Origin of the sequence: Stappia sp. BW2 (assembly GCF_008107695.1) — a bacterium.
Classification (GTDB): domain Bacteria; phylum Pseudomonadota; class Alphaproteobacteria; order Rhizobiales; family Stappiaceae; genus Roseibium.
The window spans coordinates 882,230-908,523 of the sequence record NZ_VIRG01000066.1 but is presented as its reverse complement, the minus strand read 5'-3'; the positions used below and the strand labels follow the sequence as shown (position 1 = coordinate 908,523).

27 protein-coding genes, 1 tRNA gene and 1 riboswitch are annotated in these 26,294 nt (G+C 59.9%); of the genes, 12 read left to right on the top strand and 16 right to left on the bottom strand.

The annotated features are described in order from the left end of the window. Positions 1–11: 11 nt before the first annotated feature. The 3 genes from FMN63_RS15665 to FMN63_RS15655 are packed head-to-tail and all read left to right on the top strand — an operon-like array spanning position 12 to position 3,134. Entirely contained in the window at positions 12–1,208 is a 1,197-nt protein-coding gene (locus FMN63_RS15665) for an aspartate aminotransferase family protein (RefSeq protein ID WP_148584933.1), read from the top strand. Next, the gene (gene argF / locus FMN63_RS15660) at positions 1,208–2,137 is read left to right on the top strand and encodes an ornithine carbamoyltransferase (protein WP_148584931.1); all 930 of its coding nucleotides are present in this window, start codon (positions 1,208–1,210) and stop codon (positions 2,135–2,137) included. The genes FMN63_RS15665 and argF overlap by 1 nt, the downstream gene beginning before the upstream one ends. A 10-nt stretch (positions 2,138–2,147) precedes the next feature. Next, positions 2,148–3,134 carry an Hsp33 family molecular chaperone gene (locus FMN63_RS15655; protein ID WP_148584929.1) on the top strand — a complete coding sequence of 329 codons (987 nt, stop codon included), beginning with the start codon at positions 2,148–2,150 and terminating at the stop codon, positions 3,132–3,134. Between the two features lie 410 nt (positions 3,135–3,544). On the opposite strand, the gene FMN63_RS15650 is transcribed toward FMN63_RS15655, so the two are convergent. After that, on the bottom strand, positions 3,545–4,192 hold the full coding sequence (locus tag FMN63_RS15650) for an alpha/beta family hydrolase (protein ID WP_148584927.1): 648 nt from the start codon (positions 4,190–4,192) through the stop codon (positions 3,545–3,547). Between the two features lie 115 nt (positions 4,193–4,307). On the opposite strand from FMN63_RS15650, the gene FMN63_RS15645 reads away from it, so the two are divergent. Further along, positions 4,308–5,153, top strand: coding sequence for a sterol desaturase family protein (locus FMN63_RS15645; protein ID WP_148584925.1), 846 nt, complete (start codon positions 4,308–4,310; stop codon positions 5,151–5,153). 25 nt (positions 5,154–5,178) lie between these two features. Here the strand turns inward: FMN63_RS15645 and FMN63_RS15640 are convergent, their stop codons facing one another. Further along, positions 5,179–6,075 (bottom strand): transporter substrate-binding domain-containing protein, encoded by an 897-nt coding sequence (locus FMN63_RS15640; protein WP_209001131.1) that lies wholly within the window; start codon positions 6,073–6,075, stop codon positions 5,179–5,181. A gap of 117 nt (positions 6,076–6,192) precedes the next feature. Next, positions 6,193–6,642: an Lrp/AsnC family transcriptional regulator gene (locus FMN63_RS15635; protein ID WP_162530054.1), complete on the bottom strand. Its 450-nt coding sequence runs from the start codon at positions 6,640–6,642 to the stop codon at positions 6,193–6,195. Positions 6,643–6,790: 148 nt separating this feature from the next. Between FMN63_RS15635 and FMN63_RS15630 the strand changes: the two genes are divergently transcribed. After that, positions 6,791–6,997 (top strand): YjiS-like domain-containing protein, encoded by a 207-nt coding sequence (locus tag FMN63_RS15630; protein ID WP_148584922.1) that lies wholly within the window; start codon positions 6,791–6,793, stop codon positions 6,995–6,997. Between the two features lie 47 nt (positions 6,998–7,044). On the opposite strand, the gene FMN63_RS15625 is transcribed toward FMN63_RS15630, so the two are convergent. Continuing rightward, positions 7,045–7,118, bottom strand: a tRNA-Gly gene (locus FMN63_RS15625). A gap of 169 nt (positions 7,119–7,287) precedes the next feature. Between FMN63_RS15625 and FMN63_RS15620 the strand changes: the two genes are divergently transcribed. After that, complete coding sequence (locus tag FMN63_RS15620) at positions 7,288–8,088, top strand: ion transporter (protein ID WP_353619227.1); 801 nt, start codon at positions 7,288–7,290, stop codon at positions 8,086–8,088. A 194-nt stretch (positions 8,089–8,282) separates the two neighbouring features. Here FMN63_RS15620 and FMN63_RS15615 read toward each other — a convergent pair whose 3' ends face one another. Further along, on the bottom strand, positions 8,283–8,831 hold the full coding sequence (locus FMN63_RS15615; RefSeq protein ID WP_148584918.1) for an IMPACT family protein: 549 nt from the start codon (positions 8,829–8,831) through the stop codon (positions 8,283–8,285). A gap of 7 nt (positions 8,832–8,838) precedes the next feature. Further along, positions 8,839–9,975 (bottom strand): 2'-deoxycytidine 5'-triphosphate deaminase, encoded by a 1,137-nt coding sequence (locus FMN63_RS15610; RefSeq protein ID WP_148584916.1) that lies wholly within the window; start codon positions 9,973–9,975, stop codon positions 8,839–8,841. A 140-nt stretch (positions 9,976–10,115) separates the two neighbouring features. After that, positions 10,116–10,195, top strand: a riboswitch (SAM riboswitch). Between the two features lie 36 nt (positions 10,196–10,231). Here FMN63_RS15610 and FMN63_RS15605 point away from each other — a divergent pair. Then, on the top strand, positions 10,232–11,440 hold the full coding sequence (locus FMN63_RS15605; RefSeq protein ID WP_205514044.1) for an O-succinylhomoserine sulfhydrylase: 1,209 nt from the start codon (positions 10,232–10,234) through the stop codon (positions 11,438–11,440). Here the strand turns inward: FMN63_RS15605 and FMN63_RS15600 are convergent. After that, positions 11,437–12,054, bottom strand: a complete 618-nt coding sequence (locus FMN63_RS15600; RefSeq protein ID WP_148584913.1) for a CDP-alcohol phosphatidyltransferase family protein — start codon at positions 12,052–12,054, stop codon at positions 11,437–11,439. The genes FMN63_RS15605 and FMN63_RS15600 overlap by 4 nt on opposite strands. Before the next feature lie 210 nt (positions 12,055–12,264). Between FMN63_RS15600 and apaG the strand changes: the two genes are divergently transcribed. Beyond that, entirely contained in the window at positions 12,265–12,666 is a 402-nt protein-coding gene (apaG, locus tag FMN63_RS15595) for a Co2+/Mg2+ efflux facilitator ApaG/CorD (RefSeq protein WP_148584911.1), read from the top strand. A 143-nt stretch (positions 12,667–12,809) separates the two neighbouring features. On the opposite strand, the gene FMN63_RS15590 is transcribed toward apaG, so the two are convergent. Further along, entirely contained in the window at positions 12,810–13,910 is a 1,101-nt protein-coding gene (locus FMN63_RS15590; RefSeq protein WP_148584909.1) for an alpha/beta hydrolase family protein, read from the bottom strand. An 18-nt stretch (positions 13,911–13,928) separates the two neighbouring features. After that, positions 13,929–14,342, bottom strand: a complete 414-nt coding sequence (locus tag FMN63_RS15585; RefSeq protein WP_148585602.1) for a tellurite resistance TerB family protein — start codon at positions 14,340–14,342, stop codon at positions 13,929–13,931. A gap of 319 nt (positions 14,343–14,661) precedes the next feature. On the opposite strand from FMN63_RS15585, the gene FMN63_RS15580 reads away from it, so the two are divergent. Further along, a complete protein-coding gene (locus FMN63_RS15580; RefSeq protein ID WP_148584907.1) occupies positions 14,662–16,320 on the top strand; it encodes a lysine--tRNA ligase in 1,659 nt (552 codons plus the stop codon). Between the two features lie 79 nt (positions 16,321–16,399). On the opposite strand, the gene FMN63_RS15575 is transcribed toward FMN63_RS15580, so the two are convergent. The 3 genes from FMN63_RS15575 to FMN63_RS15565 form a co-directional block, all read right to left on the bottom strand. Next, on the bottom strand, positions 16,400–17,203 hold the full coding sequence (locus FMN63_RS15575; protein ID WP_148584905.1) for a pyrroline-5-carboxylate reductase family protein: 804 nt from the start codon (positions 17,201–17,203) through the stop codon (positions 16,400–16,402). A gap of 166 nt (positions 17,204–17,369) precedes the next feature. Next, positions 17,370–18,281, bottom strand: a complete 912-nt coding sequence (locus FMN63_RS15570; RefSeq protein WP_148584904.1) for a thermonuclease family protein — start codon at positions 18,279–18,281, stop codon at positions 17,370–17,372. 17 nt (positions 18,282–18,298) lie between these two features. Then, a complete protein-coding gene (locus tag FMN63_RS15565; RefSeq protein ID WP_148584902.1) occupies positions 18,299–18,982 on the bottom strand; it encodes a S24 family peptidase in 684 nt (227 codons plus the stop codon). Between the two features lie 151 nt (positions 18,983–19,133). Between FMN63_RS15565 and FMN63_RS15560 the strand changes: the two genes are divergently transcribed. Both FMN63_RS15560 and FMN63_RS15555 read left to right on the top strand, forming a co-directional pair. After that, on the top strand, positions 19,134–19,478 hold the full coding sequence (locus FMN63_RS15560) for a DUF952 domain-containing protein (protein ID WP_162855036.1): 345 nt from the start codon (positions 19,134–19,136) through the stop codon (positions 19,476–19,478). Continuing rightward, a complete protein-coding gene (locus FMN63_RS15555) occupies positions 19,475–20,569 on the top strand; it encodes a quinone-dependent dihydroorotate dehydrogenase (protein ID WP_148584899.1) in 1,095 nt (364 codons plus the stop codon). The genes FMN63_RS15560 and FMN63_RS15555 overlap by 4 nt, the downstream gene beginning before the upstream one ends. Positions 20,570–20,581: 12 nt before the next feature. Here the strand turns inward: FMN63_RS15555 and FMN63_RS15550 are convergent, their stop codons facing one another. Further along, positions 20,582–21,934 (bottom strand): MATE family efflux transporter, encoded by a 1,353-nt coding sequence (locus FMN63_RS15550; protein ID WP_148584897.1) that lies wholly within the window; start codon positions 21,932–21,934, stop codon positions 20,582–20,584. Between the two features lie 208 nt (positions 21,935–22,142). Between FMN63_RS15550 and FMN63_RS15545 the strand changes: the two genes are divergently transcribed. Beyond that, positions 22,143–23,090 (top strand): histone deacetylase family protein, encoded by a 948-nt coding sequence (locus tag FMN63_RS15545; RefSeq protein ID WP_148584895.1) that lies wholly within the window; start codon positions 22,143–22,145, stop codon positions 23,088–23,090. A gap of 10 nt (positions 23,091–23,100) precedes the next feature. Here FMN63_RS15545 and FMN63_RS15540 read toward each other — a convergent pair whose 3' ends face one another. From FMN63_RS15540 to FMN63_RS15530, 3 genes are all read right to left on the bottom strand, one after another. Then, positions 23,101–24,177: a DUF883 domain-containing protein gene (locus FMN63_RS15540; protein WP_148584893.1), complete on the bottom strand. Its 1,077-nt coding sequence runs from the start codon at positions 24,175–24,177 to the stop codon at positions 23,101–23,103. Between the two features lie 122 nt (positions 24,178–24,299). Next, complete coding sequence (locus FMN63_RS15535; protein ID WP_148584891.1) at positions 24,300–24,575, bottom strand: DUF6460 domain-containing protein; 276 nt, start codon at positions 24,573–24,575, stop codon at positions 24,300–24,302. Between the two features lie 555 nt (positions 24,576–25,130). Further along, positions 25,131–26,252 (bottom strand): AraC family transcriptional regulator, encoded by a 1,122-nt coding sequence (locus tag FMN63_RS15530; protein WP_148584890.1) that lies wholly within the window; start codon positions 26,250–26,252, stop codon positions 25,131–25,133. Positions 26,253–26,294 lie beyond the last annotated feature (42 nt).

Below are 26,294 nucleotides of genomic sequence, written 5' to 3'. Positions count from 1 at the left end.
CAAACGAGGTTATGTCCGCGACTGCACTATTCGGAAATTATGCAAGATCGAAACTGGCTTTCGATCATGGGGAAGGTGTCTGGCTGGTAACGACTGACGGCCGACGATTCCTCGATTGCGGTTCCGGCATCGCGGTCAACGCACTCGGTCATGCTCATCCGCATCTGGTCAAGGCATTGCAGGATCAGGCCGCCAAGCTGTGGCATACGTCCAACCTGCACCAGATGCCCGACGGTGAGCGGCTGGCGCAGCGTTTGTGTGCGGAAACCTTTGCCGACAAGGTGCTCTTCGTGAATTCGGGCGCCGAGGCAATGGAAGCCGCCATCAAATGCGCGCGCCGCTATCATTATGACAATGGCGATCCCGAGCGGTTTCACATCATCACCTTCGAAGGCGCCTTCCACGGCCGGACCATCGCGACCATCGCAGCGGGCGGCCAGGCAAAGTATCTTGAAGGCTTCGGTCCGAAGGCTCCCGGTTTCGACCAGGTGCCGGCCGGAGATCTGGACGCTTTGAAAGCCGCTATCGGTCCGCAGACGGCGGCGATTGCTATCGAGCCGATACAGGGTGAGGGTGGTATCCGCGAGATTCCCGCCGACTTCCTGCGCGCGCTGCGCAAGATCTGCGACGATAACGGCATTCTGCTGATCTTCGACGAAATCCAGACTGGCGTCGGACGGACCGGCAAGCTGTTCGCTCATCAGTGGGCGGGTGTCGAGCCGGACCTGATGGCGATTGCCAAGGGGATCGGCGGCGGTTTCCCGATGGGCGCATGCCTGGCAACCGAGGAAGCGGCTGCAGCCCTTTCGCCAGGAACCCACGGCACCACCTTTGGCGGCAATCCGCTGGCCATGGCGGTGGGCAACGCCGTCCTGGACGTCGTCCTGGATGAAGGCTTTCTGGAAGGTGTTCGCCAGAAAGGCCTCAGCTTCAAGCAGAAGCTGGCCGGGCTGGTGGATGGACATCCGGACGTGCTGGCGGAAGTGCGTGGTACTGGCCTGATACTCGGCCTGAAATGCGTGGTGCCGGTGGCTGATTATGTGCTGGCGGCCCGTGAAGCGGGTCTCCTGGCAGTGCCTGCCGGCGACAATGTGGTGCGCATCATGCCGCCACTGACCATGAGCGAAGAGGAAATTTCCATTGCTGTCGAACGCCTGGAGCAGGCTGCCGTCGCCGTGGAAGCGAAATTGGCGGAAGGAGCGGCCTGATGACCGCAAATGGAACCTACCGGAACTTTCTGGATCTGACGGATTTCGAAGGCGACGAACTGCGCGCCATCCTGGACATCAGCCGGAAGATCAAGTCGAGCCGAAACGGCGTGCATCGCGGCCACGGGCCGCTGGCTGGCAAGGTGCTTGCCATGATCTTCGAACAGCCGTCGACCCGCACGCGCATTTCCTTCGATGTCGGCATGCGCGAGCTTGGCGGCGAGACGCTGATGCTGACCGGCACGGAAATGCAGCTCGGTCGCGGTGAGACCATTGCCGATACGGCACGGGTGCTGTCCCGTTTCGTCGACGCGATCATGATCCGTATCCTCGATCACAACGAACTGCGTGAACTCGCGGAAAATGCGACGGTGCCGGTGATCAATGGCCTGACAAAGATCTCGCATCCTTGCCAGATCATGGCCGACCTGTTGACCTTCGAAGAGCATCGCGGTTCGATCAAGGGCAAGAGTGTTGCCTGGACCGGAGACAGCAACAACGTGCTGGCTTCCTGGATTCACGCCGCACCGCGCTTTGATTTCGAATTGCGCATCGCGACGCCGGGCGAGTTGGCGCCGCCAATGGACCTGATCGAGACCGCCCGCGCCAAGGGTGGTTCCATTCAGGTCACAACGGACCCATATGAGGCAGTCAAGGGGACCGACTGTGTCGTGACCGACTGCTGGGTGTCCATGGGGGATGACGATGCGGAATCGCGTCACAATCTTCTCAGCGCCTATCAGGTCAACAAGCGCCTGATGGCTGAGGCAAACCAGGACGCCCTGTTCATGCATTGCCTGCCGGCTCACCGGGGTGAGGAAGTCACCTCGGACGTCATGGACGGTCCCAACTCCGTTGTGTTTGACGAAGCCGAAAACCGGCTCCATGCCCAAAAGGGCATTTTGGCCTGGTGCTTCGGCGCAGCATAAGGCAAGCCAAGTGGCACTTAATCTTGATGAACTGGGCATTACGCCTGCAGGGCTGGACGCTGTCCGGCCCTTTGCCGTGGAAGGGCTCGATGTGCGCGGCCGTGCGGTCGCGCTTGGTCCTGTCCTGGAAAAAATTCTGGACCGCCATGCCTATCCGGAGCCAGTCTCGCGCCTGCTGGCGGAAGCGATTGTCCTGACCAGCCTTTTGGGCACGTCGCTGAAATTCGACGGCCGTTTCACGCTGCAAACGCAGACGGACGGGCCGGTGTCCATGCTGGTGGTCGACTTCAGGTCTCCTGATGCGATCCGCGCCTGCGCCACCTTCGATACCGGCGACGTTGAGGCCCTGATGGCCGATGGCAAGGCGACGCAGGAAGCGCTGCTGGGACATGGACATCTGGCGATGACCATCGACCAGGGCCCGCACATGCAGCGCTACCAGGGTCTGGTGGAGCTGGGTGGTGTGTCGCTGGAGGAAGTGGCACGGCGCTACTTCGAGCGGTCAGAGCAGATCCCGACCGAAGTTCGTCTTGGGGTCGGTGAACTGTTCACCCGCCAGGAAGGCGAAGGCCATGCGAAAACCTGGACCGCCGGCGGTATCCTGATCCAGTTCCTGCCAGAGGCACCGGAACGGATGCGTCAGGCCGATATAGATCCGGGCGACGCCCCGGAAGGCACGCGTCCGCATGAAATTGACGAGGACGACGCCTGGGTGGAAGCCAAGGTGCTGGTCGAGACGGTCAAGGATGTCGAACTGACCGATCCGGAAGTCAGCGTGGAAATGCTGCTCTTCCGCCTCTTCCACGAACGCGGCGTCCGCCTCTTCGAACCGCAGCCGCTGGCCGACAAGTGCAGCTGCTCGCGCGAGAAGATCGAAAACGTGCTCGCTGGTTTCAGTCAGGAGGATGTCGACCACATGACGGTGGACGGCAAGATCATCGTCACCTGCGAATTCTGCAGCGCCCGCTACGAATTCGACGGCAAGCCGGGTCAGTAACCGGGACGAAGGCACATTGAAGAAAGCCCGGATCGGAAACGGTCCGGGCTTTTGTCTGTTTTTCTGCCAAAACGGCCTCCTCGTGAGGAAGCGCAAAGATCAACTGCGGCAAGCCGTCATGTGAGCAGGCACCGGATCTGCGCTGCGCTTGTCCGGTTTAACTGCCTGGGGTGGGGAGCGTCTCTTGGATGAGACAAAGCGAACTTGTAGCTAATGATGCTCATGTCCTTTGGACGCGTGGTCCCAGGATGACGATCAGCAACAAAATTTGAGCCGTCCCACCCACATCTTCCTCATCCTCAGGAAGCGCTTTAGCGCTGTCTCGGAGGATGGGCCGCTTGCGCAAAAGGTCACCACTCCTGCTTCCGGCAAGGGGGCATGCGGGTAGATAGCAAGGGCTGTGGTGGGCCTTAACGCACCAACCCGTCCGCAAATGCCCTGACAGCCTCTGCGGCCAGCGCGATGTTGCCGTCGAGTGTTGCCGGAGACTTGCCGCGCGGGCCGAAGTCATGGTTGCCGTCTTCCAGATAGGACAGGCTGACATGAGCGGGCAGGGTGACATCGTCAAGCTCAGCCCTGGAGCCGAAAGGATCCCTATCGCCCTGCATCACCAGAACCGGGCGCTTGGCGTCCTGCAGCGGCTGGAGCCGCCACTCTGCGTCGGCCTTGCCAGTGGGATGGAAGGGGTAGCCGAAACAGGCAACACCCTTGACGCGCCCGGGCAGCGAGCCGCCGCCTGCCAGCATCGCGGCAACCCTGCCGCCCATCGATTTGCCGCCGATCAGCAACGGGCCGTCGGTTTCGCTCATGACGGACTGCAGGGCAGTCTGAAACTCGGCAATCAGCTTGTCGGCCCGTGGTGGTGGCTTTTTCGGGCCGCCAGTCCGGCGTCCGGCCATATAGGCAAATTCGAAGCGTGCCGCTGCAATGCCCTCGCGGGCAAGAGCCGCCGACAGCTTGTTCATGAAGGCCGAGTCCATGGCCGCACCGGCACCATGGGCCAGCAGAAGGGTTGCCATTGGGGACGTTTCGGGGCGGGTCCAGAGAAAGTCGGTCATGATGATGTGATCTGTCGCAGCGGCAAGAAATGATATCAGGAGTATTGTTGTACCGCCCTATCGTGCCATCGGGACCGTGGCAAGCTGCATTAGTCAGGACGTTTCAAAAGACCCCATGTTTGACCAGATCGACATCAACCTGCTTCGCATGTCCTGTTTCGGCGGCATCTTTCTGATTATGGCTCTGCTGGAGGCCGGTCTGCCGCGGCGTCGCCTGAAAAGCAGCCGTTTGAAACGCTGGCCGACCAACTGGGCTATTGTCCTGCTTGATGCCCTGCTGGTGCGGCTAATCTTCCCCATGGGCGGCGTTGGCCTGGCACTGCTGGCACAGGAAAAGGGCTGGGGCCTTTTTGCGCTGCCCGGCTGGTCCGGCGTTCTGGCGGGTGTGATCACCTTTCTCGCGCTCGATCTGGCGGTGTGGTTTCAGCATCTGGTATCGCACAAGGTTCCGCTTTTCTGGCGCATTCACCGCACGCATCATGCCGATAGCGAGGTTGATGCAACGACGGCGCTGAGGTTCCACCCGATAGAAATTCTGCTGTCGTTCCTCTGGAAAGGGCTGGTCATCATCGCGCTCGGCGGCCCGGTCGAAGCGGTGTTGATCTTCGAGATCGTCCTCAACGCCTCGGCGGTTTTCAGCCATGCCAATGTCCGCTTGCCGCTTTGGCTGGACCGCCCGTTACGCTTTTTGATCGTCACCCCGGACATGCACCGCATCCATCATTCGGTGCTACCGCATGAGACAGATTCCAACTACGGCTTCTATCTCGCCATCTGGGACCGTCTGTTCGGGACCTATGTTGAAGATCCGGAGCAGGGACACGAGACCATGGAAATCGGGCTCGGTGCCGCGCTCACGCCGCGTGCGCATTCGTTTCCCTTCAGTCTGGCAATCCCGTTCCTGAAAAATCCGGACCGTTCGAAAAAGGCAGATCTGAAGAAGAGCGCTGGCAAAAGCTGACACGCTGCCAGCCTGCCGGAAACAATCAGAAAAAGCTCATCGGGAAATAGCGCAGGTAAAGCTCGCGGTAGATACCCTTCTGATGAAGCTGGCGCAGGGCGTAGGTGAGGGCAGCGGCCCGTTCCGGGTCGTCCTGGCGCGTTGCAATGGCCATGCCCTCATCAAAGTAGCCGGGCTCCAGCCACGGCCCGCCGGCAAAGGCACAGCAGCCGTCTGCGGCTTCGCTCGGCAGCCAGAAGGACAGGTTCAGACCATCGCCGAAAAGGGCGTCGGCCGAGCCACCTTTGACGGCCTCCCGGGTCGCCTCCACCGTCTCCAGACTGATAATCTCTGCCTCGGGAAAGAAGCGCTTAGCAAAGGCTTCGTATCGGGACCCGGCCTCGACGGCGATCCTCTTGCCGGTCAGGGCCTGTTCGTTGAAATCGGACGCGTTATAAGCCCGCACCACAAACCGTGCCGGCAGCTTCAGATAATCCTCGGTGAAGTTGAGGCCGCGCGTGGCGGGCAGGCTGCGCGACAGACCCGAGATGATCGCGTCGCCTTCTTCCTCGTCCAGCGCAGGCAGAAGAACCTCGAAGTCCTTGATGCGCAGAGCGCAGGAGCTGCCCAGTTCCTGGCAAAGCGCCCGGGCGAGATCCACATTGAAGCCGGTCAGCCGGCCATGCTGATCGCGGAAGACAAACGGCGGGTAGCCGTCGGTCGCCAGAAACTGGATCTTGTCCGGAATGGCATTCGGCCGGTCATGGACAGCTTTGGGATCCCAGAAATTGGGAACGCGGACCGAAGGTTCCTGGGCGGAGGCCGACAGGGTGCCAAGCGCCAGAGTGCAGAGCGCCAGAGTGGCGAGTGTCAGGGAGACGAGAGCCAGCAGCACGGCAGCGCGACGGCCAAAAGTCTGAAGAAGTGGTAGTGAACGTGGCACGCGGACGTCTCGTTCCATATCAAGTCATGGTCGGCATACGCGCCGGGAATCGCAACGACAGGATATCGCGAACCTGCACTGCTTGTCAGCCCGCTCTTTGGCGTGCGCGGAGTACTGTCAGATCTGCGGTTCCGGATCATAGGACCGCAGGACGACGATTGTGTCGAAGCCCTTGATTTCGTCTTCATAGAAATGGGCTTCGGTGAAGGTCGCATAGGCTTCCATGGAAGCGCATTGCACCGTCAGCACCAGATCGGCTGGGCCGGTGACGTGATAGATCTTCTGCACTTCCCGAAGCTTCCTCAACTTCTGCAGCAACTTTGCCATGCGCTCGGGCTGTCCGCGCGACAGCGCCAGCATCACAAGCAAGGTGACAGAGGCGCCGGTTGCCTCCGGCGACAAAACGGCTACCTCGCGCTCAATTGCCCCTACTTCCCGAAGGCGCTGAACCCTGCGCAGACAGGCAGCGGAAGACAGGCCGACTTTCTCCGACAGTTCCTTGCCGGTCTGTCGGGCATCGTGGCTGAGCAGACGCAAAAGCTGATGATCGAAATCGTCCAGATCCATGGAAAGGTCCCCTAAGGCATCGTTATGCGACATTTTATCGGAGATTTTTAAATCTTGCGAGTTTGTCGCTTAATGGCGAGACATTTGCGCACCGCTCGCGGCGGCTCTTTCTAAACTTGTTCCTGTCTCGTTGGAAAGGAGCAAACATATGTCCGATCACCATGTATCACTGCACCTGACGCGCGTCCGCAGGACGGGTCTGGGAACCGCCGTCTTTCATTTTTTGCTGAAGCGTCTGCGCCATCGGCGCGATATGGCTCATCTGGCAGATCTGCCTGACTATTTGCTGGAAGACGTCGGACTCAGCCGCTCGGTTGTCCGAAAACAGGCACAGGTACGGGAAACGCTCCGCTGATAGGGGTCGGGCGTTGCTGCAAATTTGGGAGATAGGATGAAGAGGTTTGGAGCGGGTGAGGGGAATCGAACCCCCGTCTTAAGCTTGGGAAGCTTCTGCTCTACCATTGAGCTACACCCGCCGAACCTGATGAGCTTTCTGCGCCGACTTGCCCAGCCTGTCAAGCGGGCTTCTTTGAGGGACATATGCTTTTCCAAAGCGCGGCGATCTTGCGCTGCAGCATTGAAATCGCCATGTTCTGGCCGGTGCAGTGCGACACGCACGAAAAGCCATCAAACCGGGGCACATCAATGCGAAATCAGGTCAGGGCGCTGGTCACCTCACGCAACTGGGAAGCCTGGATCATCGGCGTCATCGTTCTGAATGCGGTAACGCTCGGTCTGGAGACGAGCCACACCGTCACGGCGGAGATCGGCGGTTTCCTGAAGCTGGTCGATCAGGCAATTCTGGGCATATTCGTCATCGAGCTGATATTGCGCCTTTATGCCCATGGCCTGAAATTCTTCAAGGACCCGTGGAGCCTGTTCGATTTCAGCATCGTGGCGATCTCACTGATGCCGGCAACGGGCAACCTCTCTGTGCTCCGGTCGCTGCGGATCCTCAGGGCCTTGCGCCTCATTTCCGTCGTGCCATCCCTGCGCCGCGTTATCGGCGGACTGGTGGCCGCTCTGCCGGGCATGGGCTCGATCGTGGTGCTGATGGCGCTGGTTTTTTATGTCTTCGCCGTCATGGCCACCAAACTTTACGGGGAAGCCTTCCCCGAGTGGTTCGGCACCCTTGGCGCTTCGCTCTACACGCTGTTCCAGGTCATGACGCTGGAAAGCTGGTCCATGGGCATCGTGCGTCCTGTTATGGACGTCTACCCGTATTCCTGGCTGTTCTTCGTGCCCTTCATCCTGTGCACGGCCTTCACGGTGCTGAACCTGTTTATTGGTATCATCGTTTCCGCCATGCAGGAGGAGCACGAGGCCGAGGCCGACGCCAACCGGCAGGCCATCCATGTCGATACAGGTCTTATTCTGGAAGAGGTCAGGGCGCTCCGCAACGAGGTCAGGCAGCTTCAGACGCAGGTAGACGAGTCCCGGAAGTAAGACTGCGCGGCTGTCTGAAGCCGAGGCAACAGCGTATGGACCGAGAGCGATTTACGATCTGATGCGGCGTCCCATGGCTGGACCATGGGACCCATGCCGTTCTGTCTCCCAAGCCACTTTTTTCTGTGTGGCCAAGGTCTCGAGAGGGATTGTCGGATCAAGTCCGGCGATAACGACTGGAGAGGGTCTACACCCTAAAGCTCCGCCAGAACATCTTCCGGCCCCTCGACCGCCAGCGTCACACCGTCTTCGGTGTAATCCCGCGTCATCACCGTCAGACCGAGGGTCTCGATCCGCCGTTCCAGCTCGGAGCTGGAGGCAAAGTCGGCGCTAACCGTTTTTGACAGGATCTTCTGAAATGGCACCAGATCGGCATTGTTGATGGCATCCTGCGTGGCGCCGGAATAGGCGCGCGCAAGGCCGCCGCCACCAAGTTTGGTGCCCCCGAAATAGCGCACGATCAGAACGGCGCAGTTGATCAGTTCAGCCCCTTGCAGCACCCGAAGTGTCGGCATGCCGGAAGTGCCTGCCGGTTCGCCGTCGTCCTTGCCGCTTTCATCAATCCGGTCATCATCCAGCAGTCGACGGTGCGCCGTGACGATGTGGTTGGCTTTCTTGTGTTCCTTGCGCAGCTCTTCCAGCCGCTGGTCGAACATTTCCATCGGCACAAGATGCGCCAGGAAACGGGACTTCCGGTCTTCCAGAAAGCCTTCAAATTCACGTGTGACGGTTTTCAGGGCCATAGGAGGGTCAGGCGGGGGCCCGGAAGTGTTTGGACAGCTTGAGCGCCTGGCCCTGATAGTTGGAACCGATGCCTTCGCCGTAAAGCGTTGCAGGGCGCTCGGCCATGTGTTCATAGACCAGGCGGCCGATGGTCTGGCCGTGTTCCACGATGAAAGGCACGTCGTGCGAGCGGACTTCCAGCACCGCGCGCGAGCCTACACCGCCGGCACCCGCATGGCCAAAGCCCGGGTCGAAGAAACCTGCATAATGGACGCGGAATTCGCCGACGAGCGGATCGAACGGCACCATTTCGGCGGCATAGTCCGGCGGCACATGCACCGCTTCCTGGCTCACCAGAATGTAAAAGGCGTCCGGATCGAGGATCAGTTCCGCCCGTTGGCGGCGATAGATCGGCTCCCAGAAATCCAGGACATCCTGCGCGCCGACGACATCCACATCGATCAGTCCGGAGTGCTGCTTCGCGCGGTAGCCGATCAGGCTGTTCGGGCCGGTCCCCTCAAGATCAATGGAAAGCTGCACACCGTTGCCGATACGCTCGTTGCCACCGCTCATCAAGGTGTGGGCCTTGTGGACTGCTTCCAGTTCAGCATCGGGAATGAGCGACTGGCCGCGCCGGAAGCGGATCTGACTGAGGCGGGACCCGGACCGAACGAGGATCGGGAAGGTCAGCGGCGAGATCTCCGCATAGAGCGGACCGGTATAGCCGGCCGGGATGGTGTCGAAGGCCAACCCGTTGTCGGTGATGACACGGGTGAAGACATCCAGGCGCCCGGTGGAGCTTTTCGGGTTGGCGGTCGCGGAAATATCCGGTGCCAGAGCAAGGCTTTCCTGAAGGGGCACGATGTAGACACAGCCGGTCTCAAGAACCGCGCCTTCGCTCAGGTCAACGGTGTGCAGCTTCATCTGCTCAAGCCGTGCCGCCACCTGGATCTCCGGCCCCGGCAGGAAGCTGGCCCGCACCCGGTAGGCCTCTTTGCCCAGACGCAGGTCAAGGCTGGCAGGCTGGATCTGTCCGGTGACTGGCGGTGCGTCCGCTGAAATCTCTCCGGCGGCGAACATGGCCTGGATTACCCGTTCCGGCAGAATGCCGTTTGCTGTGAGAATTGCGCTTCCGTTCAAGGCCTGACCTGCTGTGACGTTCATGAAGATATTCCGCAGTTTGCTGGTCTATGGTCATTAAAGGATCGGGCCGCCCACGCCAACAGGCATTCTGGCAGAACCGGGCTTTTGGGCTCAAAGGACGCAATACACAATTGACCTGTGTCCGATTATCCCGTAGGACAAGCTCACTTCGTGGTGATTTGGGCCGGCCGGCTTGCAGCCACGTTAAACAAGTTGCTAAAAAGGCCGGAGGTGAGAACCCCGGTCTTTAGGCTGGGGTTTTTTGCGTTTGGAGCGAATGAAAGACATGACTGAGACCACCAAGACCGGAAACAAGAACTGGCGCCCTGCAACCAATCTGGTTCATGGCGGCACCATGCGGTCACCGTTTGGTGAGACCTCGGAGACCATCTATCTGACCCAGGGCTTCACCTACAGCGGTGCGGAAGCTGCGGAGGCCAGGTTCAATGGCGAGGATCCGGGCTATGTCTATTCCCGTTACGCCAATCCGACCGTTACCATGTTCGAAGACCGCATCAAGGGTCTGGAAGGGGCCGAGGCCGCCCGGGCAACCGCCAGCGGCATGGCAGCCGTCAACCTGGCGCTGATGGCCTCGGTCAGGGCCGGCGACCATGTGATTGCCGCCAAGGCGCTGTTCGGCTCCTGCCGCTATATCTGCGAAACCTTGCTGCCGCGCTTTGGTGTTGAAAGCACGCTGGTCGACGGAACGGACATCGAGCAGTGGAAGGCGGCCGTTCGGCCGAACACCAAGGCCCTGTTTCTGGAAAGCCCGACCAATCCGACGCTGGAAGTGATCGATATCGAAGCCGTGGCGCAGATCGCGAAGGAGGCCGGGGCTCGGCTGGTCGTCGACAACGTCTTTGCGACGCCGCTCTACCAATCGCCGCTACAGCTCGGCGCCGATGTGGTCGTCTATTCGGCCACCAAGCACATCGACGGCCAGGGTCGGTGTCTCGGCGGCGTGATCCTGTCGGACGAAGAGTGGATCAACGACGAGGTCATGCCCTTCGTCAAGCACACTGGCCCGCACATGAGCCCCTTCAGTGCATGGGTGCTGTTGAAAGGCCTCGAAACACTGCCGCTGCGCGTTGCGCGCCAGACGGAAACCGCCGGCAAGATCGCCGATTACCTGGCGGGTCAGTCCAAGGTGACGCGGTTGATTTACCCGGGCCGGGACGATCATCCGCAGGCTGATGTTGCCAAGCGCCAGATGCGCGGCGGGTCCACGATGCTGGCGATGGAAATCGAAGGTGGCAAGGAAGCCGCCTTCCGGTTCACCAATGCGCTGGAGATCATCAAGATTTCCAACAATCTGGGCGACGCCAAGAGCCTGATCACCCACCCGGCAACGACCACGCATCAGTCAATCGGCGAGGAAGCCCGCGAAGAACTCGGTATCACCGACGGTATTCTGCGGCTATCCATCGGCCTGGAAGATCCGCAGGACCTGCTGGAAGATGTGGAAAAGGCGCTTCAGGCGATCTAACGGCCTGTCTGCCGCAGGGCCCGGACGCCAATGAGCACCCGGGCCCCGGCGGACAGGAAGCAAACCGCTGCAAAGCCATAGGCGAGCACCGGAAACCAGTCAGGCATCAGGGCCATCAGCAGAAACAGCGCGATGGTTTCGGTGCCCTCGGCAAGGCCACCGATGTAATAGAGCGATTTGGCTCCTTGAGCGTCGGTGGTCAGCTTGTTCTTCTCCGCCATGATGGCAAAAGCCAGAAAGGCGGAGCCGTTGGCGTAGAAGCTGGCAAGAAGCGCCACGGCCGCAAGGGCATTACTGGCCGGATCCTGCAAGGCAAAGGCAAGGGGAATGGCGCTGTAGAAAAAGAAATCCAGCGTGATGTCGAGATAGCCGCCAAGATCCGTTTTGGCAGTGGCGCGGGCCAGCGCACCATCGAGACCGTCGGCAAAACGGTTGACCGCGATCAGGAAAAAACCGACCAGAGTGTACCCGGTCGCGATTGCAACGGCTGCCGCCATGCCGATCGCAAAACCGGCAAGGGTCACGCTGTTGGCCTTGAGCCCCGTGCCGGCAAGGTATTGTCCCAGCCGGTTCAACGGCGGGTCGATCAGCGGGCGCAGGCAGGCATCGAACATGAAAAGGTCACTGTGTTTGGACTGACAGATCGTGTTCTTGCAAAATCCAGCATCAAATCACAAGCAATTCCAGCCTCAGATGCCACAACCCTCTTTCACGCTTGCGTCATTCGCCCTATAAGCGCGTCCTGAATGAGCGGGTGCCCCCCGTGGACGTCGCTTCGGACCGGTCTATTTCAAGGTTCGCAGTTCAGAAATTAAGGAAAAGCCGTGTCTGGCAGTTACACCGCCATCACCCAAGGGATCGAAGTCTCCGTCGAGCCGTTTTACATGGACGATGAATCGCGTCCCGAAGCGAGCGAGTACATCTGGGCGTATATGGTGGAGATCCACAACGGTGGCAGCGAGCCGGTGCAACTGAAAACGCGGTACTGGCAGATCACCGACGCTCTGGGGCGCAAGGAAGAGGTCAGCGGAGAGGGCGTCGTCGGCGAACAGCCGGTGATAGAGCCCGGTGAGACCTACGAATATTCGTCGCACTGCCCGCTTTCGACCGACAGCGGCATTATGGCCGGGTCCTATTCGATGGAACGTCCGGACGGCTCCCTGTTCGATGTCGTCATTCCCGCGTTCTCACTCGACCTGCCGGACGCGATCCACAGCCTTAATTGAGGCCCGTGGGCCCGGTCAGATGCCGGCAAGGCCGCCGCTTCAACGGATAGCCCATTCAGCGGATAACGCACGCTCGTTTGTGCTCCGATTGCCTGATTGCTCATGTTTCGTCTCCGCAATGAGGGGCCGAAAACAACAAGGCTTCAATTCGGACGATCTGGCGAAGTTGAACGGCGATGTGCCGTTGCGGCCTGTTCCTTGATCCAGAGGGTTATTGTATCCAGTGCGCCCGGCGCGTAGGCACGGCGCCCCAGCACCATGAACAAGGCCTTCGCCCAGGAAGGCATTTGCCCCTCGAGCTGGTAGTTGAAGGCTTCCGCCCGCAGCAGCGCATGTGTTGCTTGCGGGACGATCACGAAGCGGTTGGCGGGGTTGCCAGCTTCGAGGGTCTTTCGATAAACGGCGGAATTGAAATCGGGATCGACATTGAGGTCTTCGCCGCCATGCACAGTCAGAACAGGGGCGGATATGTGTGTCAGGCTAGAACTGGAATCGGCCGCCGCATTCCGGTGAGCGAATGCGAAGCGGTCTTCCGGCATCGGAACCTTGTCCAGGCCGCTGTCGAGATAGCCCTGATAGGAAAAATCCCGGTCGAGAAATCTTTGCCCATCCCTCGCGTTCTCGGCGACGGCTTGATCGATCGTCTTGAGATCGGCGCCTGCACGTTCCAGCCTGCGCCGGGTATAATAGCCTGCCTGCCGTAACCAGTTGACCGCGCCGCCGACAATCACGAAGAAATCGGCCTGTGCAGGCTCTTTCGCCAGAATTGGCAACACCCAACCAGCCTGGGAAAAGCCGAGAAATCCGGCGGGAGACATTCGCAATTCAGGCTGTTCTTTTGCTGCAGCAAGGGCCGTTGCTGCGAGGCGAGCCCTGTCAGCCATCGAAAAGGACAGCCAGTTGCCTTCGCTTTCGCCAACCCCCGGTTTGTCCCAGGAATAGACGGCAAACCCGCTGTCCAGGAGGCTACTGACAAGAGGCAGGTAACCACCGCCTGAGTGCCTGTCGGCAGGGCCATCCCCATGAACGAGCAGAACCAGGGGCGGCGGATCAGGCCTCGTGTTTTCGGGGGGCGGCAGATGCAATGTGCCTGAAACGGAATATCCGTCGAAGGAAAAGACAATCGGCCGCGTCTCGTATTCAGAAAGCTCGAAATCCTTCAGGCCCTGGAAAACCAGGAAAACACCCGCCAGGACGGCAATGGATGCCGCCCCGACCCAGGCGAGGGCCTTCGATGCTTTCAAATACCTGCTCCGAGCGGATCAGATGGTCCGGTGACGGGCAATCGCGCCGCGTTCGATGGCAGCCACGGTCAGCTTGTCGAGTTTGAAGCGATCACGCAGAAGCTGCAGGATGCGCAATTCTTCCTTCTCGACGTGGAGATCGGCAGCCGCCACTTCAACCGCCAGGGCATAGGCCGTGTCGTAAAGCTTTGTCGGAAGCACGTCGCCGACCAGTTCCAGCACCAGATGCAGGCCGTTGTCTTCCTGCAGGATGTCACCGCAGCGCTGGGCGGCCGGGATGATCCGGTTGTCGTCGTAGCCACTGAAGACGGGCAGCATCTTAATCATGTCGCCGATGGTGGCCAGTTCGTTGTCGGTCATCTGATTGTCCGACGCCGAGACGATAACCATCACGTAAATGAGGGCTTCCTGTACGCTGATCGGCTCGTTCATAGACACTATTCTTTCTCCCGTAGCACCAAAAGACGGAAACATCTTCTTGATCGTGCGCCCGATGTAGCGGGTTGGGAGACAAGCTTCAAGTCACCGCTGCAAGACAATCTGATGGCCGCCGCAGCCTGCTTTTCCAGCCGGGATAACGTTGGAGACGGAAAGAGTGCTCAAAGGTCCCGGTTACCGTCAACTTAGCTGGGATCATGCGATTGCACACAGAGGCGTGTTGATCTAGTGTCGCGCCGCAGCAACCAGCCGAAAATACCAAAAACCGGCTTGTTGCGTTCCATCCATTCTCTTGAACAGAACGACTATAAAAATGACCGAACAATCCCTGCCTCCGCTTGACCTTTCGCAAGAGTTTGTCGAGGCGGCCACGAAATCGAAAGCGTGGCCGTTTGAAGAAGCGCGAAAACTGGTCAAACGGATCGAGAAAAAGGGATCGGACAAGCCGGTTCTGTTCGAGACGGGTTACGGCCCGTCAGGGCTGCCGCATATCGGCACCTTCGGCGAAGTTCTGCGGACCACCATGGTGCGTACCGCCTTCCGCCTGCTGACCGAAGACAAGATCCCGACCCGGCTGCTGTGCTTCTCCGACGATATGGACGGCATGCGCAAGATCCCGGAAAACGTGCCGGATCGTGCAGCGCTCGAACCTTATCTCCAGATGCCCCTGACGGCGGTGCCGAACCCGTTCGGCGGCGACTTTGACAGTTTTGCAGCCCATAACAACGCCATGCTGCGCCGGTTTCTGGACACCTTCGGCTTCGACTACGAGTTTGCCAGCGCGACGGAATACTACAAGGCGGGCAAGTTCGACGACGTGCTCATCCGCGCCACCGAAAAGTACCAGAAGATCATGGACGTGATGTTGCCGACCCTTGGGGCGGAACGTCAGGCAACCTATTCGCCGTTCCTGCCGATCTCGCCGACGTCGGGCCGTGTGCTCTATGTGCCGATGAAGGACGTCAATCCGAAGGACGGCACCATTACCTTTGCTGATGAGACTGGCGAAGACATCACTCTGCCGGTTACCGGTGGCAAGGTGAAGCTGCAGTGGAAGCCGGACTTCGGCATGCGCTGGGCCGCGCTTGATGTCGACTTCGAGATGTTCGGCAAGGATCACATGACCAATGCGCCGATATACGACAAGATCTGCAACATCCTGGGCGGCTCTGCTCCGGAACACTTCGTCTACGAGTTGTTCCTGGACGAGAAGGGCGAGAAGATCTCCAAGTCCAAGGGCAATGGTCTGACCATCGACGAATGGCTTACCTATGCCGCACCGGAAAGCCTTGCGCTCTACAATTTCCAGAAGCCGAAGACGGCCAAGAAGCTCTATTTCGACGTCATCCCGAAGGCGGTGGACGAATATTACACCTTCGTCCAGAAATACGAGCAGATGCCGGTGGAGCAGAAGCTGCAGAACCCGGCCTGGCACATCCATTCGGGCAATATCCCGAAGATCGACATGCCGGTGCCTTTCGCCATGCTGCTCAACCTCGTGTCCGCCTCCAATGCGGAAAACAAGGACGTGCTGTGGGCGTTCATCTCCCGCTATGCACCGGGCGTCACGGCATCGACCCATCCGGAACTGGATGCGCTTGTCGGCTATGCGATCCGCTACTTCGACGATTTCGTCAAACCGACCAAGTCGTTCAAGGTGCCGGACGATGTCGAGCGCACTGCGCTGGAAAAGCTGGACGAAACCCTGGCAGCCCTGCCGGCCGATGCGGATGGCGCTGCCATCCAGGATGCGGTTCTGGACGTCGCACGATCCATCGAGCGCTATCAGGACCCGTCGAAAAAAGGCCCGGACGGCGGTCCCGGCGTGTCCGTCGTCTGGTTCTCAGCGCTTTATCAGTTGCTGCTGGGTCAGGAAAAGGGGCCTCGTTTCGGATCCTTCGTCGCTCTTTACGGCATTGCCGAAACACGCGAGATGATCCGCAAGGCGCTGGCTGGCGAACTGACGGCCTGATTGAACAACAAAAGCAAAAGCGGTGCAGATGCGCCGCTTTTCGTCTTTATGGTCTATCTTCCGGCAGGCGCTGCGTGGATTAGTCCGAACCGGCTATGGTTCTGACACGCGCGGTACTGGCTTCCAGTCCCCCACCGATCAAATCCGCAACGCCCAGTTCCTTCAGCTTGAGAAGACCGGCAGCCGTCGTTCCTGCGTAGTCGATCATTTCCTGAACATGTTCTGCCGGAGACCTGGCGTCTTCGGCCATGATCTGCCCGGCCGACAGGGTCAATTGTTTTGCGGCGCGTTCGGCAATGTGCCTCTCCACCCCGTTGGCGCGGGCATACTCAACGATACAGTCGGCGAAAAAGGCGGCAAACCCGGGAACTGGTCCGGTTATGGCGGTGAAAACCTCGATCTGCTGTTCGTCAGCGACTTCATCACTCGGACCGCAGGCCGATAGCAGTGCCTGGACGCGCTTTCGGTCCGCTGGTGTGAGCGACGTAGCCGCACACCAGGGCGAGTAGGCCAGCCGCTTGCCAGCCGCCGGGCTCGACATGGCGCGAACGACCCTGTCCGAGCCTGTGATGGCCTTGAGCCGGTCGCGCGAAACGCCCGCCATAACTGAGAGGATCAGTTTATCGGGAGCTGAAATCCGAACCGTATCGACAAGCGCCGGCGGGACGGACAGTAGGATGACGTCACACGCATCGGCCAGAAGCTGGTTGGACGCGGTAAAGGTGATCTCCGGCCAGGCGTCGAACCCGCCTGCCGAACCGGACCGATTGGATATCCAGAGCTGGTCAGCTCCGATACAGCCACTTTCCAGCCACGCAGTTGCGATGGCGCTGCCAAGTTGGCCAGTTCCCCCAATGATGCCGACCTTGATGTCTGCGGTCATGAAAACTCCCAATCCGGTTTCTTCGCCTTGTGAGCCTAATACCAATCAGGATAAACGCGAAACAGGCTTGCTGGCCTAAGTAAACGACCCTTGCCGGTAAACCGGCTATCGTGACGCGAGCGCTTGATCGCCGTTTTGCGAAAGAACAGATCTTTCCAGTCGGGCTTTAGCGTATGGGTGGGTCTGCCTCCGGAAACTCATCGATGGTCAGTTGGTCTTCACCCGGTTGTTCCGGTTCGGACCTCAGGCTCCATTCGACAGTTTCCGGGGCGAGTTCCTCCAGACCCGGCAATGCGGACGGCACTTCGGTTTCGAGCCCGGTCGTCGGCAACTCGTTCAGCCATTCCGATTGCCACTTGCCGATCTTTCTGTCCCTGGCTTTTTCGGCAAGCTCAAAAAGTCCGGTTGGCGCATCCGGCGCCGGATCCGCCCAGCCGTAGCGAACAAGCCGTCTGCTGAGGTCCATGGACCCGCGGCTGCAAGTGGCCAGGATCTGTTGTGGACCGGTTTCCTCGATCTTCTCGCAGGTCACCTTCAACTGCCGCACCAGTCCTCTCAGGAAGGTGCGTGCCCTGGCGCCGCAGGGCCAGGTGCCTCCGAGCCGCGAAATGCAGGTTTCGTCCGGTTTCAGCGGAACAATATGGGCGAGCGTGATCGTCAGCCTCTTCGATTTGATGTGCCCGCCATCCAGAACCTGAACCCGCATGAACTCCAGCGGCCCGTCCGGTATCGGTTCAACCGGTGGGTTCTTCAGTTCCAGATAGCGTTTGGATGGCTCGATCCGCTTCAGGTTGCCGTTGACCTTCGGTGCCGAGACCCCTTCGGGGGAAACGTTGCGAATGTCATCCGGCCGCGGAGCGGTTGTGACGACAACCGGTTCGCTTTGTGTCCGGACAGCTTGCGAAGCGGTTTCGTTCGTCTTCACCGGGGCGCCGGTTTCCTGGCCAGTGGGGGCCGCACTGGTTGCCGCCACGCGTTCGTTCTGCGGCGAGGGCGGGTCGCTCAGCAACAGCCAGGCGAGCAGACCACCTGCGGTGGTCAGCACGATAGCAGGTGTTATGAGAGGCCGAAGCTTCATCAATGTGCGCTCGCAGGTTATTGGCTCGCCCAGATAATACGGGCAGTCCACTCGATTGCCGAGTGCCGAAAGCGCAGGGAGTGAGAATTGTCCCCGATTGTACGGACAGCCAGGTCCTCGCGGCCTGTCTCCTGCAACGTATAAAGCGACAGACGGCCGCTGGTGAGTCTCAGTGCCAAGCGATCACCTGTGCGAAGGGGTACATCCGGTGCGACCACAACGATATCGCCGCTCCGGTAAAGGGGCTGGAAGTCTTCGTTGCTGACCCGCAGGGCAAAAGAAGCCCCTGGCTGCGGAAAGGTGAACCGTTGCCAGGTCGCGCCGGAAGGGCGGCCTGCGCCGTCGAAGGCATCACGGTTTGACGCCGCTTCCAGTCCGGCAAGGGGCACCAGAGCAGGCGCATTGTCGTTTGGCACGTCCAGCGTTTCCACGCGTGCGGCAAAGGTGTTCAGGGCTTCACCGGTCGCCGCCAGCACCTTGGCAAGCGACTCGGTGGAGGGCCAACGCGGACGTCCATCGCCGGCAACGCGTTTCGACGGATTGAACGCGGTCGGATCCAGGCCGGCCCGCCGTGCCAGACCGGACGGCGAAAGCCCGTTCTGCGAGGCGAGGGCATCGATGGCCGCCCAGACTTTTTCGTGTGAGAGCACGGCTGCCGGTTTCTCCATGGTATGCGACAGGAATAAATACCTTTCGCTCATATGGGTTTTCCCTGCCAAAATTCAAAAGAAACGCGCGGGCCTGCCTGTGCGGCTTGTTCGGGGCGGTCCGTATGAGTAGTGTCCCGACCGGCTGAGCATGCGCCGGGCCTTTGCCTGCCATGCCGACGCTGGCACCAGGCAAGGCAGACAGATGACACTGATATTCAAGATCGCTCCAAAATCCCTCTGGCAGGAAGCAATCAGCCTCGGCGTTTTCAACGGCGCACCGGTGGATCTTCAGGACGGCTTCATTCATTTTTCCGCCGAAGATCAGGTTCGGGAAACCGCTGCAAAGCACTTTGCGGGCCAGCAGGAGCTGTTGATCGCCGCCTTCGATGCGGACAGTTTCGGCGACGATCTGAAATGGGAGACGTCGCGGGGTGGAGCCTTGTTCCCCCATCTCTACGCACCGCTGGATCCGATGGCCGCTGTCTGGGTGAAGGACTTGCCGCTTTCGCCGGACGGATCGCATACGTTTCCGGAGCTCGCGCGATGATGCCGCCTTTTCTGGAAAACGTTGCAATGAAGGGCCTTCAATGCCTGGACGCGGAAACCGCGCACCGTGCGACGATCCTTGCCCTGAAGTCCGGACTGATGCTGCCGCGCCGCAGGCGCGACGACCCGCGTCTTGCGGTAAGGCTATGGGATCTGACCTTTCCCAACCCGGTTGGCATGGCAGCTGGTTTCGACAAGAACGGTGAAGTGCCCGATGCCTTGCTGAAGCTTGGCTTCGGATACACCGAAGCGGGATCGGTCACCCCCAGGCCGCAGCCCGGAAATGAACGGCCGCGCGTGTTTCGTCTGCCGGCCGATGAGGGGGTGATCAACCGCTACGGTTTCAACAATGAGGGTCATGCGGCCCTGCGCAAGCGCCTGGAAGCCCGGCGGCAGCACAGTGGGATTGTCGGCATCAATGTTGGTGCCAACAAGGATGCGACTGACCGGATCGCCGATTACGTTGCCGGGATCAACGCCTTCGCCGATGTAGCGTCCTATTTCACAGTCAATATTTCTTCGCCGAATACCCCGGGACTGCGCGACCTGCAGGCCCGGTCTGCACTGGCCGATCTGCTGACCGCCGTGATGACGGCGCGCGACGCCTGCACCCGGAAGTTTGGGCGCAAGGTACCGGTCCTTTTGAAGATCGCGCCGGACGTGGCAGATGAAGACCTGCGGGACATTGTCGAGGAAGTTCTTGCCAAGACTGTCGACGGCCTGATCGTTTCGAACACGACCATCGGGCGCGAAGGCCTCAGCGGTAAGGGGCCAGTGCAGGAAACCGGCGGCCTGTCCGGCAAACCTCTGTTCCGCAAATCGACCATCATGCTGGCACGCGCCCGCAAACTGGCCGGGCCGGACCTGCCGATCATTGGTGTCGGCGGTATCGACAGCGCGGAAACCGCCTGGACGAAGATCACCTCGGGGGCCGATCTGTTGCAGCTCTATTCGTCTCTCGTCTTCAAGGGCGCAGGGCTGATCGACGAGATCCTGAGCGGCCTGTCTGCGAAACTGGATCAGCACGGGATCGCGTCGCTACGCGAGGCTCGCGATGCCAATGTGGACGCCTGGGCGTCGGAAACGGCTTAGTAAGAGCCGCCGTCAGGCGGCGCCGAAGGTTTCCGTCGCCCGCTTCGGGCAGGCCGCCAGCAACGTCAGACCGCGCGTGCCGAAAAACAGCAGGAACGCCAGCCAGAGGCCGTGGTTGCCGAGGACCGGAAACAGCAGGTAATAGGCGGCCAGATAGACGACCAGCGACAGCAGCATCATGTTCCGCATGGTTGACGACCAGGTGGCTCCAATAAAGACGCCATCCATCTGGAAAGCCAGCACCCCGAACAGGGGCATCACAATGGCCCAGCCCAAATAGGCCGCAGCCACCTGGCGGACATCTTCGGCTGTCGTCATGAAATCGATCACATGTTGTCCGAACAACCAGAACAGGGTCGACAGGATCGCGGCCAGCGCGAAGCTCCACAGGGCCGTCAGTTTCAAGGTAAGGTCGAAGGCGGGCCGGTATCTCGCGCCGACGGCCCTTCCGGCAAGCTGTTCCGCCGCGGTGGCAAGGCCATCCAGAAAGAACGCCGTTAGCATGATGAATTTTTCAAGCAGCGCGTTTGCCGCAAGAACGGTATCGCCCTGATCTGCCGAGCGCGCGGTGAAGAACGCGAAGGCGAACAGCAGGGTAAAGGAGCGGATCATGATGTCGCGGTTGACGGCCATCATGCGCACCAGCAGGCGGCGGTCGAAAATGACCTGAGGCGCCGGCCACGGCGCCTTGCCGGTGGTAAAGACGATCAGGCAGACACCCAGGATCGTTGCCGCGATTTCACTCAGGACCGTTGCCAGGGCAACGCCTTCCACGCTCCAGTCGAGGCCGATGACGAACCAGACACTGAGGCCGATGTTGAGCCCGTTCATGACAAGCTGGAGGACAAGTCCGGTTCCCGCGCGTCCGAGACCGATGAACCAGCCGAGTATGGCGTAATTGGCAAGCAGGAAGGGTGCACTGTAGACGCGGATATCGAAGTACCGGCTGGTGGCGGCCTGCACATCGGCGCTGCCTCCAAGGAACCAGAGGCCTGTTTCCCGCAAGGGGATCTGCAACAGGATGACGAGTAGGCCGCCGATGGCCGCGATCAGGAAGGCGCGCAGCAGTGTCGCCCTGACTTCTTCCTCGTTCTGCGCACCATAAGCCTGTGCCGTCAGCCCTGTTGTTCCGGACCGCAGGAAATTGAAAGTCGTGAACACCAGGTCGAAGATGATGCCGCCGATCGCGATGCCGCCAAGAAGGGCCGGATCTCCCAGTCGGCCGATCACCGCCATGTCGACAATGCCGAGCAGCGGTGTCGACAGATAGGCGAGCGTCATCGGAATGGCGATAGCCAGAACGGAGCGGTGTGTAACCGCAAAGGCCAGTCCTGGCCGCTCGCCGGTTTCTGAAAGGTGGGACATCGATGGCTCGCTTCAAAGGGAAGACCTTCTTGTCCGCCCGGTCTCCGCGCGTCAATTCTTTTCCGCACATACCGGGTATACATTGCCGCCTTTGACCGGGCTGCTGGGAAGGGTGCTGACACTAAGGATGGGCGCGGGCCGGAAGGGGCCAGTTAATGCTCCTTATGGGGGTGCCCGTGACGCTGCAGGCGCCTTATATTGCGCACAGATGACCCTGCCGATCGTACACCACCCGGCCTATTGCGCCGATCTTCCCGCCAATCACCGGTTCCCGATGGACAAGTTCCGTGCCGTCGCCGCGCTGATACGTGAGGAAGGTCTGCTCGGAGACAGTGCCTTTTTCAGGCCCCGTCCGGCCCCGTTCGAATGGGTCGCGCTGGCACACGATCCTGCTTATGTGGACCAGGTGTTCAATGCCCGTGTGCCGGACAAGATCGCGCGGGAAATCGGGTTTCCGATGCGCGAGGACATCGCCCTTCGTGCACGCTGCGCCACCGGCGGAACGGTGCTGACGGGATATCTTGCGCTGGAACATGGCATTGCCTGCAACACCGCCGGTGGCAGCCATCATGCACGGCGTGCGCATGGTGCCGGGTTCTGCGTTTTCAACGATGTCGCCGTTGCCATCAAGGTGCTGCAGGCGGACGGAGCGATCCGAAAGGCGCTGGTGATTGACCTGGATGTGCATCAGGGAGACGGTACAGCGGATGTTTTTCAAGGAGATCCGGATGTCTTCACGTTCTCGCTCCATTCGGAAAAGAACTACCCGGTTCGCAAGGTGCCCTCTCATCTCGACATAGGCCTTGCCGATGGAACGGGAGACGAAGTCTATCTTGCTGTTCTGGAGGAGGTGCTGCCGGATCTGCTGAGGCAGGGGCCCTGGGACATCGTTTTCTTCAACGCCGGTGTCGATCCCTTTTCCGGCGACCGGCTCGGCAGACTGGCCTTGTCACGCGACGGGCTCTGCCGTCGTGACCGCTATGTCATCGAGACGGTGCGAAAGGCCGGCGTCCCTCTGGCGGGCGTTCTGGGCGGGGGCTATTCAACGGACATCGACGAACTGGCGGACCGTCACGTCACGCTGCACCGGACGGCGAGGGCGGTGCTGTTGGAGGAAGCGTTGTCTGCGACGGATCAACAAGTGTCCCTTCGCTAGGGAAACTGGGTCAAACCACGATATCCGACACCTGCACGGAAACATTTGCGGAAACGCTTGCCACTGAAACAGCGTCCGTGCTGCCGGTGGCAACGGTCGAAGGGGCTTCCGGTTGTGCACCGAAGTCTGTGTCCCGCAGTGCCTTGAGCCCGTCATTCAGGTCGTCGCGGACATCTTTCAGCTCTTTCTTGGACTCGCGGTCATCACGCTTGAGCAGACGTTCGATCTGTGAGGCAAGCGACTTGATGTCTGCTGCAATCTTGGCAAGGGCTTCCTTGTCGCCCTGGAGCCTGGACTTGCGGCCTGCGGTATGGGCTCTGTCCGTTTCCTGCTGCCGTTCCGTGTAGCTGAGAATGGCTGCCTTGAGGTCTTCCTGCCAGCTCTCGGGCTCTTGGCCCTCAGGGGAGAAACCATCCTGTTCCTCATCATTCTGGCTTTGGCCTGCCTGGTTTTGATTTGTTTGACTGGAGTCTGAGGCCTGGTTTCCTGAAGCCTCAGACGCTGTCTCTGCTTCTGGTGCGAGCGCTGTCGCACGTGCCTGGGAAACGCCTGCAGTTGCAGCCGTATCCGTGACCGGTGCCTGTGTCTCGACAACTTGAAGTCCCGCGCCTGCGGTGGCCGCTGCGGTGCCGGTGACGTTCGACAGACCTGCGAGAGCGCCTGGCCCCGATACGCCGCCGCTCAGGCTTTGTCCTGCCGATTTCAGGCTCTGTGCAGCAGACTTGAACTCCTGAGAGATCTGTTTCAGCTCCTTGAGCAGCCGTTTGGCCTGCTCTGGCGTTGCGAACCGAAGCATTTCCTTGAGTTGTTCAATGCGCTCCTTGGCTTTGTTGATCTTCTGGCTGCGCAGCGCATCCTTGTTGGCTTCCACCGACCGGGAAAGACTGTCGTTGAGTTCAACAGAGTCCTTGTATGTCTCGAACAGGGACTTTGCCTTGTCCTCGTCCTCCGCCGAGCCGCTTGCACCGATAAACGTGGTGAGCGTCTGAACGGCGCCGAGTGAAGAAGCGCGATTGCCTGCCTGGGCGCCCGTACGCGCGTAGGATTGAAAGGAGGCGGCAAATTTGGACGTTGCAATGGCGGACATGAAAAGGCCCTTTCAGGCTTCGGTAGGCCACGCCAGTGTCGGTTAATAATGATTAAGAAAAGGTTAATTTTCTCGCAGAAGTTGCGTTCCGGGGGCGTCAGGAATGCAAGCTGCTCCTGATCCTAGCGGTTGCGGCCCATGGCCAGAATGCGCATGACCAGCCAGATGGGCACGACCACCATTGCACCGATGACCAGATATTTGCCCAGCCGTCCGAGGGCGTTGAAACCCATGTTCCACAGCCGTTCGACAAAATCGAACGACATGGTGATCAGGTCGAGCGGGTCGAGGTTCAGCGCAGACAGGATTATGCCGACAACGAAGGACAGGAACACAAGCCGCAAAAGCACCTGGGCTGGCGAGCCTCCCAGAAAACGGCTCAAGCCGGTGTCGGACATAGGTGTCTCCTGCATGACGTTGGTGTCTATCCTGGCAGGTAGTTAGGAACATTCGTTGCCGATTACAATGAGGTTGCTCGAACACTGCGAGAACTTGCGGTGTTGGCGAAGGCAGATCGTAAATTTTCTTATTAATTAAATAAACTTGGTGTCGTAATTCGTATAGTTCTGTACGCTTCCTGCCAAAGACACGGATGAGTGCTTGGCGTATTAAACTTTCAGGAATGCGAATCTAGATCGTTTGCGGCTACCCACATCCGCAGCGGTCTGCCTTCCTCTACCTGCGGTGAAAGACAGCCGCTGGGCCGGGATTAACCCCGGACCGGCAAAAAAGGCGAACATATCGCAGGATGGGCCAGCCGCCATCGACCCCACCTGTTCTTCATCCGATCGGATGAACAGCCGGTTGCGGTAAGGCGTTTTCATGGAACCCCTCCATGAAGCCGCCGGCATTCGGGATGATCTTGGGCACGGTGGCGACTAGCCCGCCGCCGCCGTGCCACAATTCTCGACGAATGACAGATCTCCGGCGTGAAAACCTTCAGCGAACGGATCTTACTTTACGGCGGCTGACTGCCGGGACGTGGAGCGGGCAGCCGTTGCCACGTTGGACCGTTTGACCGGTTGCTTATGCCCTGGAGCGGTCGTGCTCATCGCATGAGGTCTGGAGCGAGGCGCATCCCGAACCTTTTTGGGAGAGACGCCGAACCACGTCTTTACGGCCCGTGAGAAGGTGCTCAGCTCCGAAAAGCCCAGAAGATACGCAATCTCTTTCATCGGAAGATCTGTTCCGAGCAGATAGCGTTCGGCGGCGGAGCGCCGGACTTCCTCACTGAGTTGGCGGAAACTCGTGCCTTCCTTTTCAAGAAGCCGCTGGACCGCCCGCTGCGACATGCCGAGTTTGGAAGAGATGAGCGGCAGGGTGCTGGCACCGGACGACAGATTGCTCGCGAGTTCGTTGGCGATGCGCGACAGCGGGGATTCAAGTTCACCGAAGCTTTTCACTTCCGAGGTCGCGGATTTCAGAATGATATCATATAGATGGGCGTCATGGCGCCGCAGGGGGCGGGAGAGCAGGGCCTTCGGAAACGAAATTCTGTTCCGCGTCGCCCCGAATTTGATACGGCCCTGATATTTTTTCAGAAAACTGGAAGTGCAGAGGGGGCGGGCGGTCGCAAGCTCGATGAGGATCGGAGGCACATTCATATCGAGCGCATGTTCAATCTGCTGGGTTGCCCAGCCGACGCGTGCGAAGACGTTCTGCCGCCATTCGCCACGTCCCTCGAGAATGGGCCACTCAACGTAGCCACCGGTTTCGTCCTCATCGTATTTCAGGCGATAGGCGTTGGTTCTGATCGGCGTGAACCTGGCCCAGGCCAGGCAAGCGGCCCGCAGCGACGGAGCGCAGGCAAACAGATAGTCGTAGATGGAAAAACGACCGGTCTCGATGCTGTTGAAGAGGTCGAACATGGCGGCGTCATCGTTCATGACAGCGGCGATATGCTCAAATACGGCATGCCAGGCCGTTATTGGCACGACGCCTTGCGGATCGTCCAGGCTGGCAAGATCGAATTGATAAAGCTTGGCCATCTGAGGCCAGTCCAGATTGGCATCCGAACAGATGTCACGCAGAACGCGAAAGACATCGGAGCGCGCCCATTCGCCCTCAAGTGGCATACGTTCCTCCAACAAGCCAATGTCTTGTTCCCGCCGGAACTG

Excerpts from the sequence above, each read along its gene's own strand:
- FMN63_RS15545 (WP_148584895.1), top strand. The coding sequence starts at position 22,143 with ATGACCCTGCCGATCGTACACCACCCGGCCTATTGCGCCGATCTTCCC.
- FMN63_RS15630 (WP_148584922.1), top strand. The coding sequence starts at position 6,791 with ATGTCCGATCACCATGTATCACTGCACCTGACGCGCGTCCGCAGGACG.
- FMN63_RS15565 (WP_148584902.1), bottom strand. The coding sequence starts at position 18,982 with ATGAGCGAAAGGTATTTATTCCTGTCGCATACCATGGAGAAACCGGCA.
- FMN63_RS15535 (WP_148584891.1), bottom strand. The coding sequence starts at position 24,575 with ATGTCCGACACCGGCTTGAGCCGTTTTCTGGGAGGCTCGCCAGCCCAG.
- argF (WP_148584931.1), top strand. The coding sequence starts at position 1,208 with ATGACCGCAAATGGAACCTACCGGAACTTTCTGGATCTGACGGATTTC.
- FMN63_RS15540 (WP_148584893.1), bottom strand. The coding sequence starts at position 24,177 with ATGTCCGCCATTGCAACGTCCAAATTTGCCGCCTCCTTTCAATCCTAC.
- FMN63_RS15585 (WP_148585602.1), bottom strand. The coding sequence starts at position 14,342 with ATGAACGAGCCGATCAGCGTACAGGAAGCCCTCATTTACGTGATGGTT.
- FMN63_RS15615 (WP_148584918.1), bottom strand. The coding sequence starts at position 8,831 with ATGGCCCTGAAAACCGTCACACGTGAATTTGAAGGCTTTCTGGAAGAC.
- FMN63_RS15560 (WP_162855036.1), top strand. The coding sequence starts at position 19,134 with ATGACACTGATATTCAAGATCGCTCCAAAATCCCTCTGGCAGGAAGCA.
- FMN63_RS15550 (WP_148584897.1), bottom strand. The coding sequence starts at position 21,934 with ATGTCCCACCTTTCAGAAACCGGCGAGCGGCCAGGACTGGCCTTTGCG.
- FMN63_RS15570 (WP_148584904.1), bottom strand. The coding sequence starts at position 18,281 with ATGAAGCTTCGGCCTCTCATAACACCTGCTATCGTGCTGACCACCGCA.
- FMN63_RS15580 (WP_148584907.1), top strand. The coding sequence starts at position 14,662 with ATGACCGAACAATCCCTGCCTCCGCTTGACCTTTCGCAAGAGTTTGTC.
- FMN63_RS15555 (WP_148584899.1), top strand. The coding sequence starts at position 19,475 with ATGATGCCGCCTTTTCTGGAAAACGTTGCAATGAAGGGCCTTCAATGC.
- FMN63_RS15610 (WP_148584916.1), bottom strand. The coding sequence starts at position 9,975 with ATGAACGTCACAGCAGGTCAGGCCTTGAACGGAAGCGCAATTCTCACA.
- FMN63_RS15600 (WP_148584913.1), bottom strand. The coding sequence starts at position 12,054 with ATGTTCGATGCCTGCCTGCGCCCGCTGATCGACCCGCCGTTGAACCGG.
- FMN63_RS15665 (WP_148584933.1), top strand. The coding sequence starts at position 12 with ATGTCCGCGACTGCACTATTCGGAAATTATGCAAGATCGAAACTGGCT.
- FMN63_RS15605 (WP_205514044.1), top strand. The coding sequence starts at position 10,232 with ATGAAAGACATGACTGAGACCACCAAGACCGGAAACAAGAACTGGCGC.
- FMN63_RS15620 (WP_353619227.1), top strand. The coding sequence starts at position 7,288 with ATGCGAAATCAGGTCAGGGCGCTGGTCACCTCACGCAACTGGGAAGCC.
- FMN63_RS15530 (WP_148584890.1), bottom strand. The coding sequence starts at position 26,252 with ATGCCACTTGAGGGCGAATGGGCGCGCTCCGATGTCTTTCGCGTTCTG.
- FMN63_RS15575 (WP_148584905.1), bottom strand. The coding sequence starts at position 17,203 with ATGACCGCAGACATCAAGGTCGGCATCATTGGGGGAACTGGCCAACTT.
- FMN63_RS15635 (WP_162530054.1), bottom strand. The coding sequence starts at position 6,642 with ATGGATCTGGACGATTTCGATCATCAGCTTTTGCGTCTGCTCAGCCAC.
- FMN63_RS15650 (WP_148584927.1), bottom strand. The coding sequence starts at position 4,192 with ATGACCGACTTTCTCTGGACCCGCCCCGAAACGTCCCCAATGGCAACC.
- FMN63_RS15645 (WP_148584925.1), top strand. The coding sequence starts at position 4,308 with ATGTTTGACCAGATCGACATCAACCTGCTTCGCATGTCCTGTTTCGGC.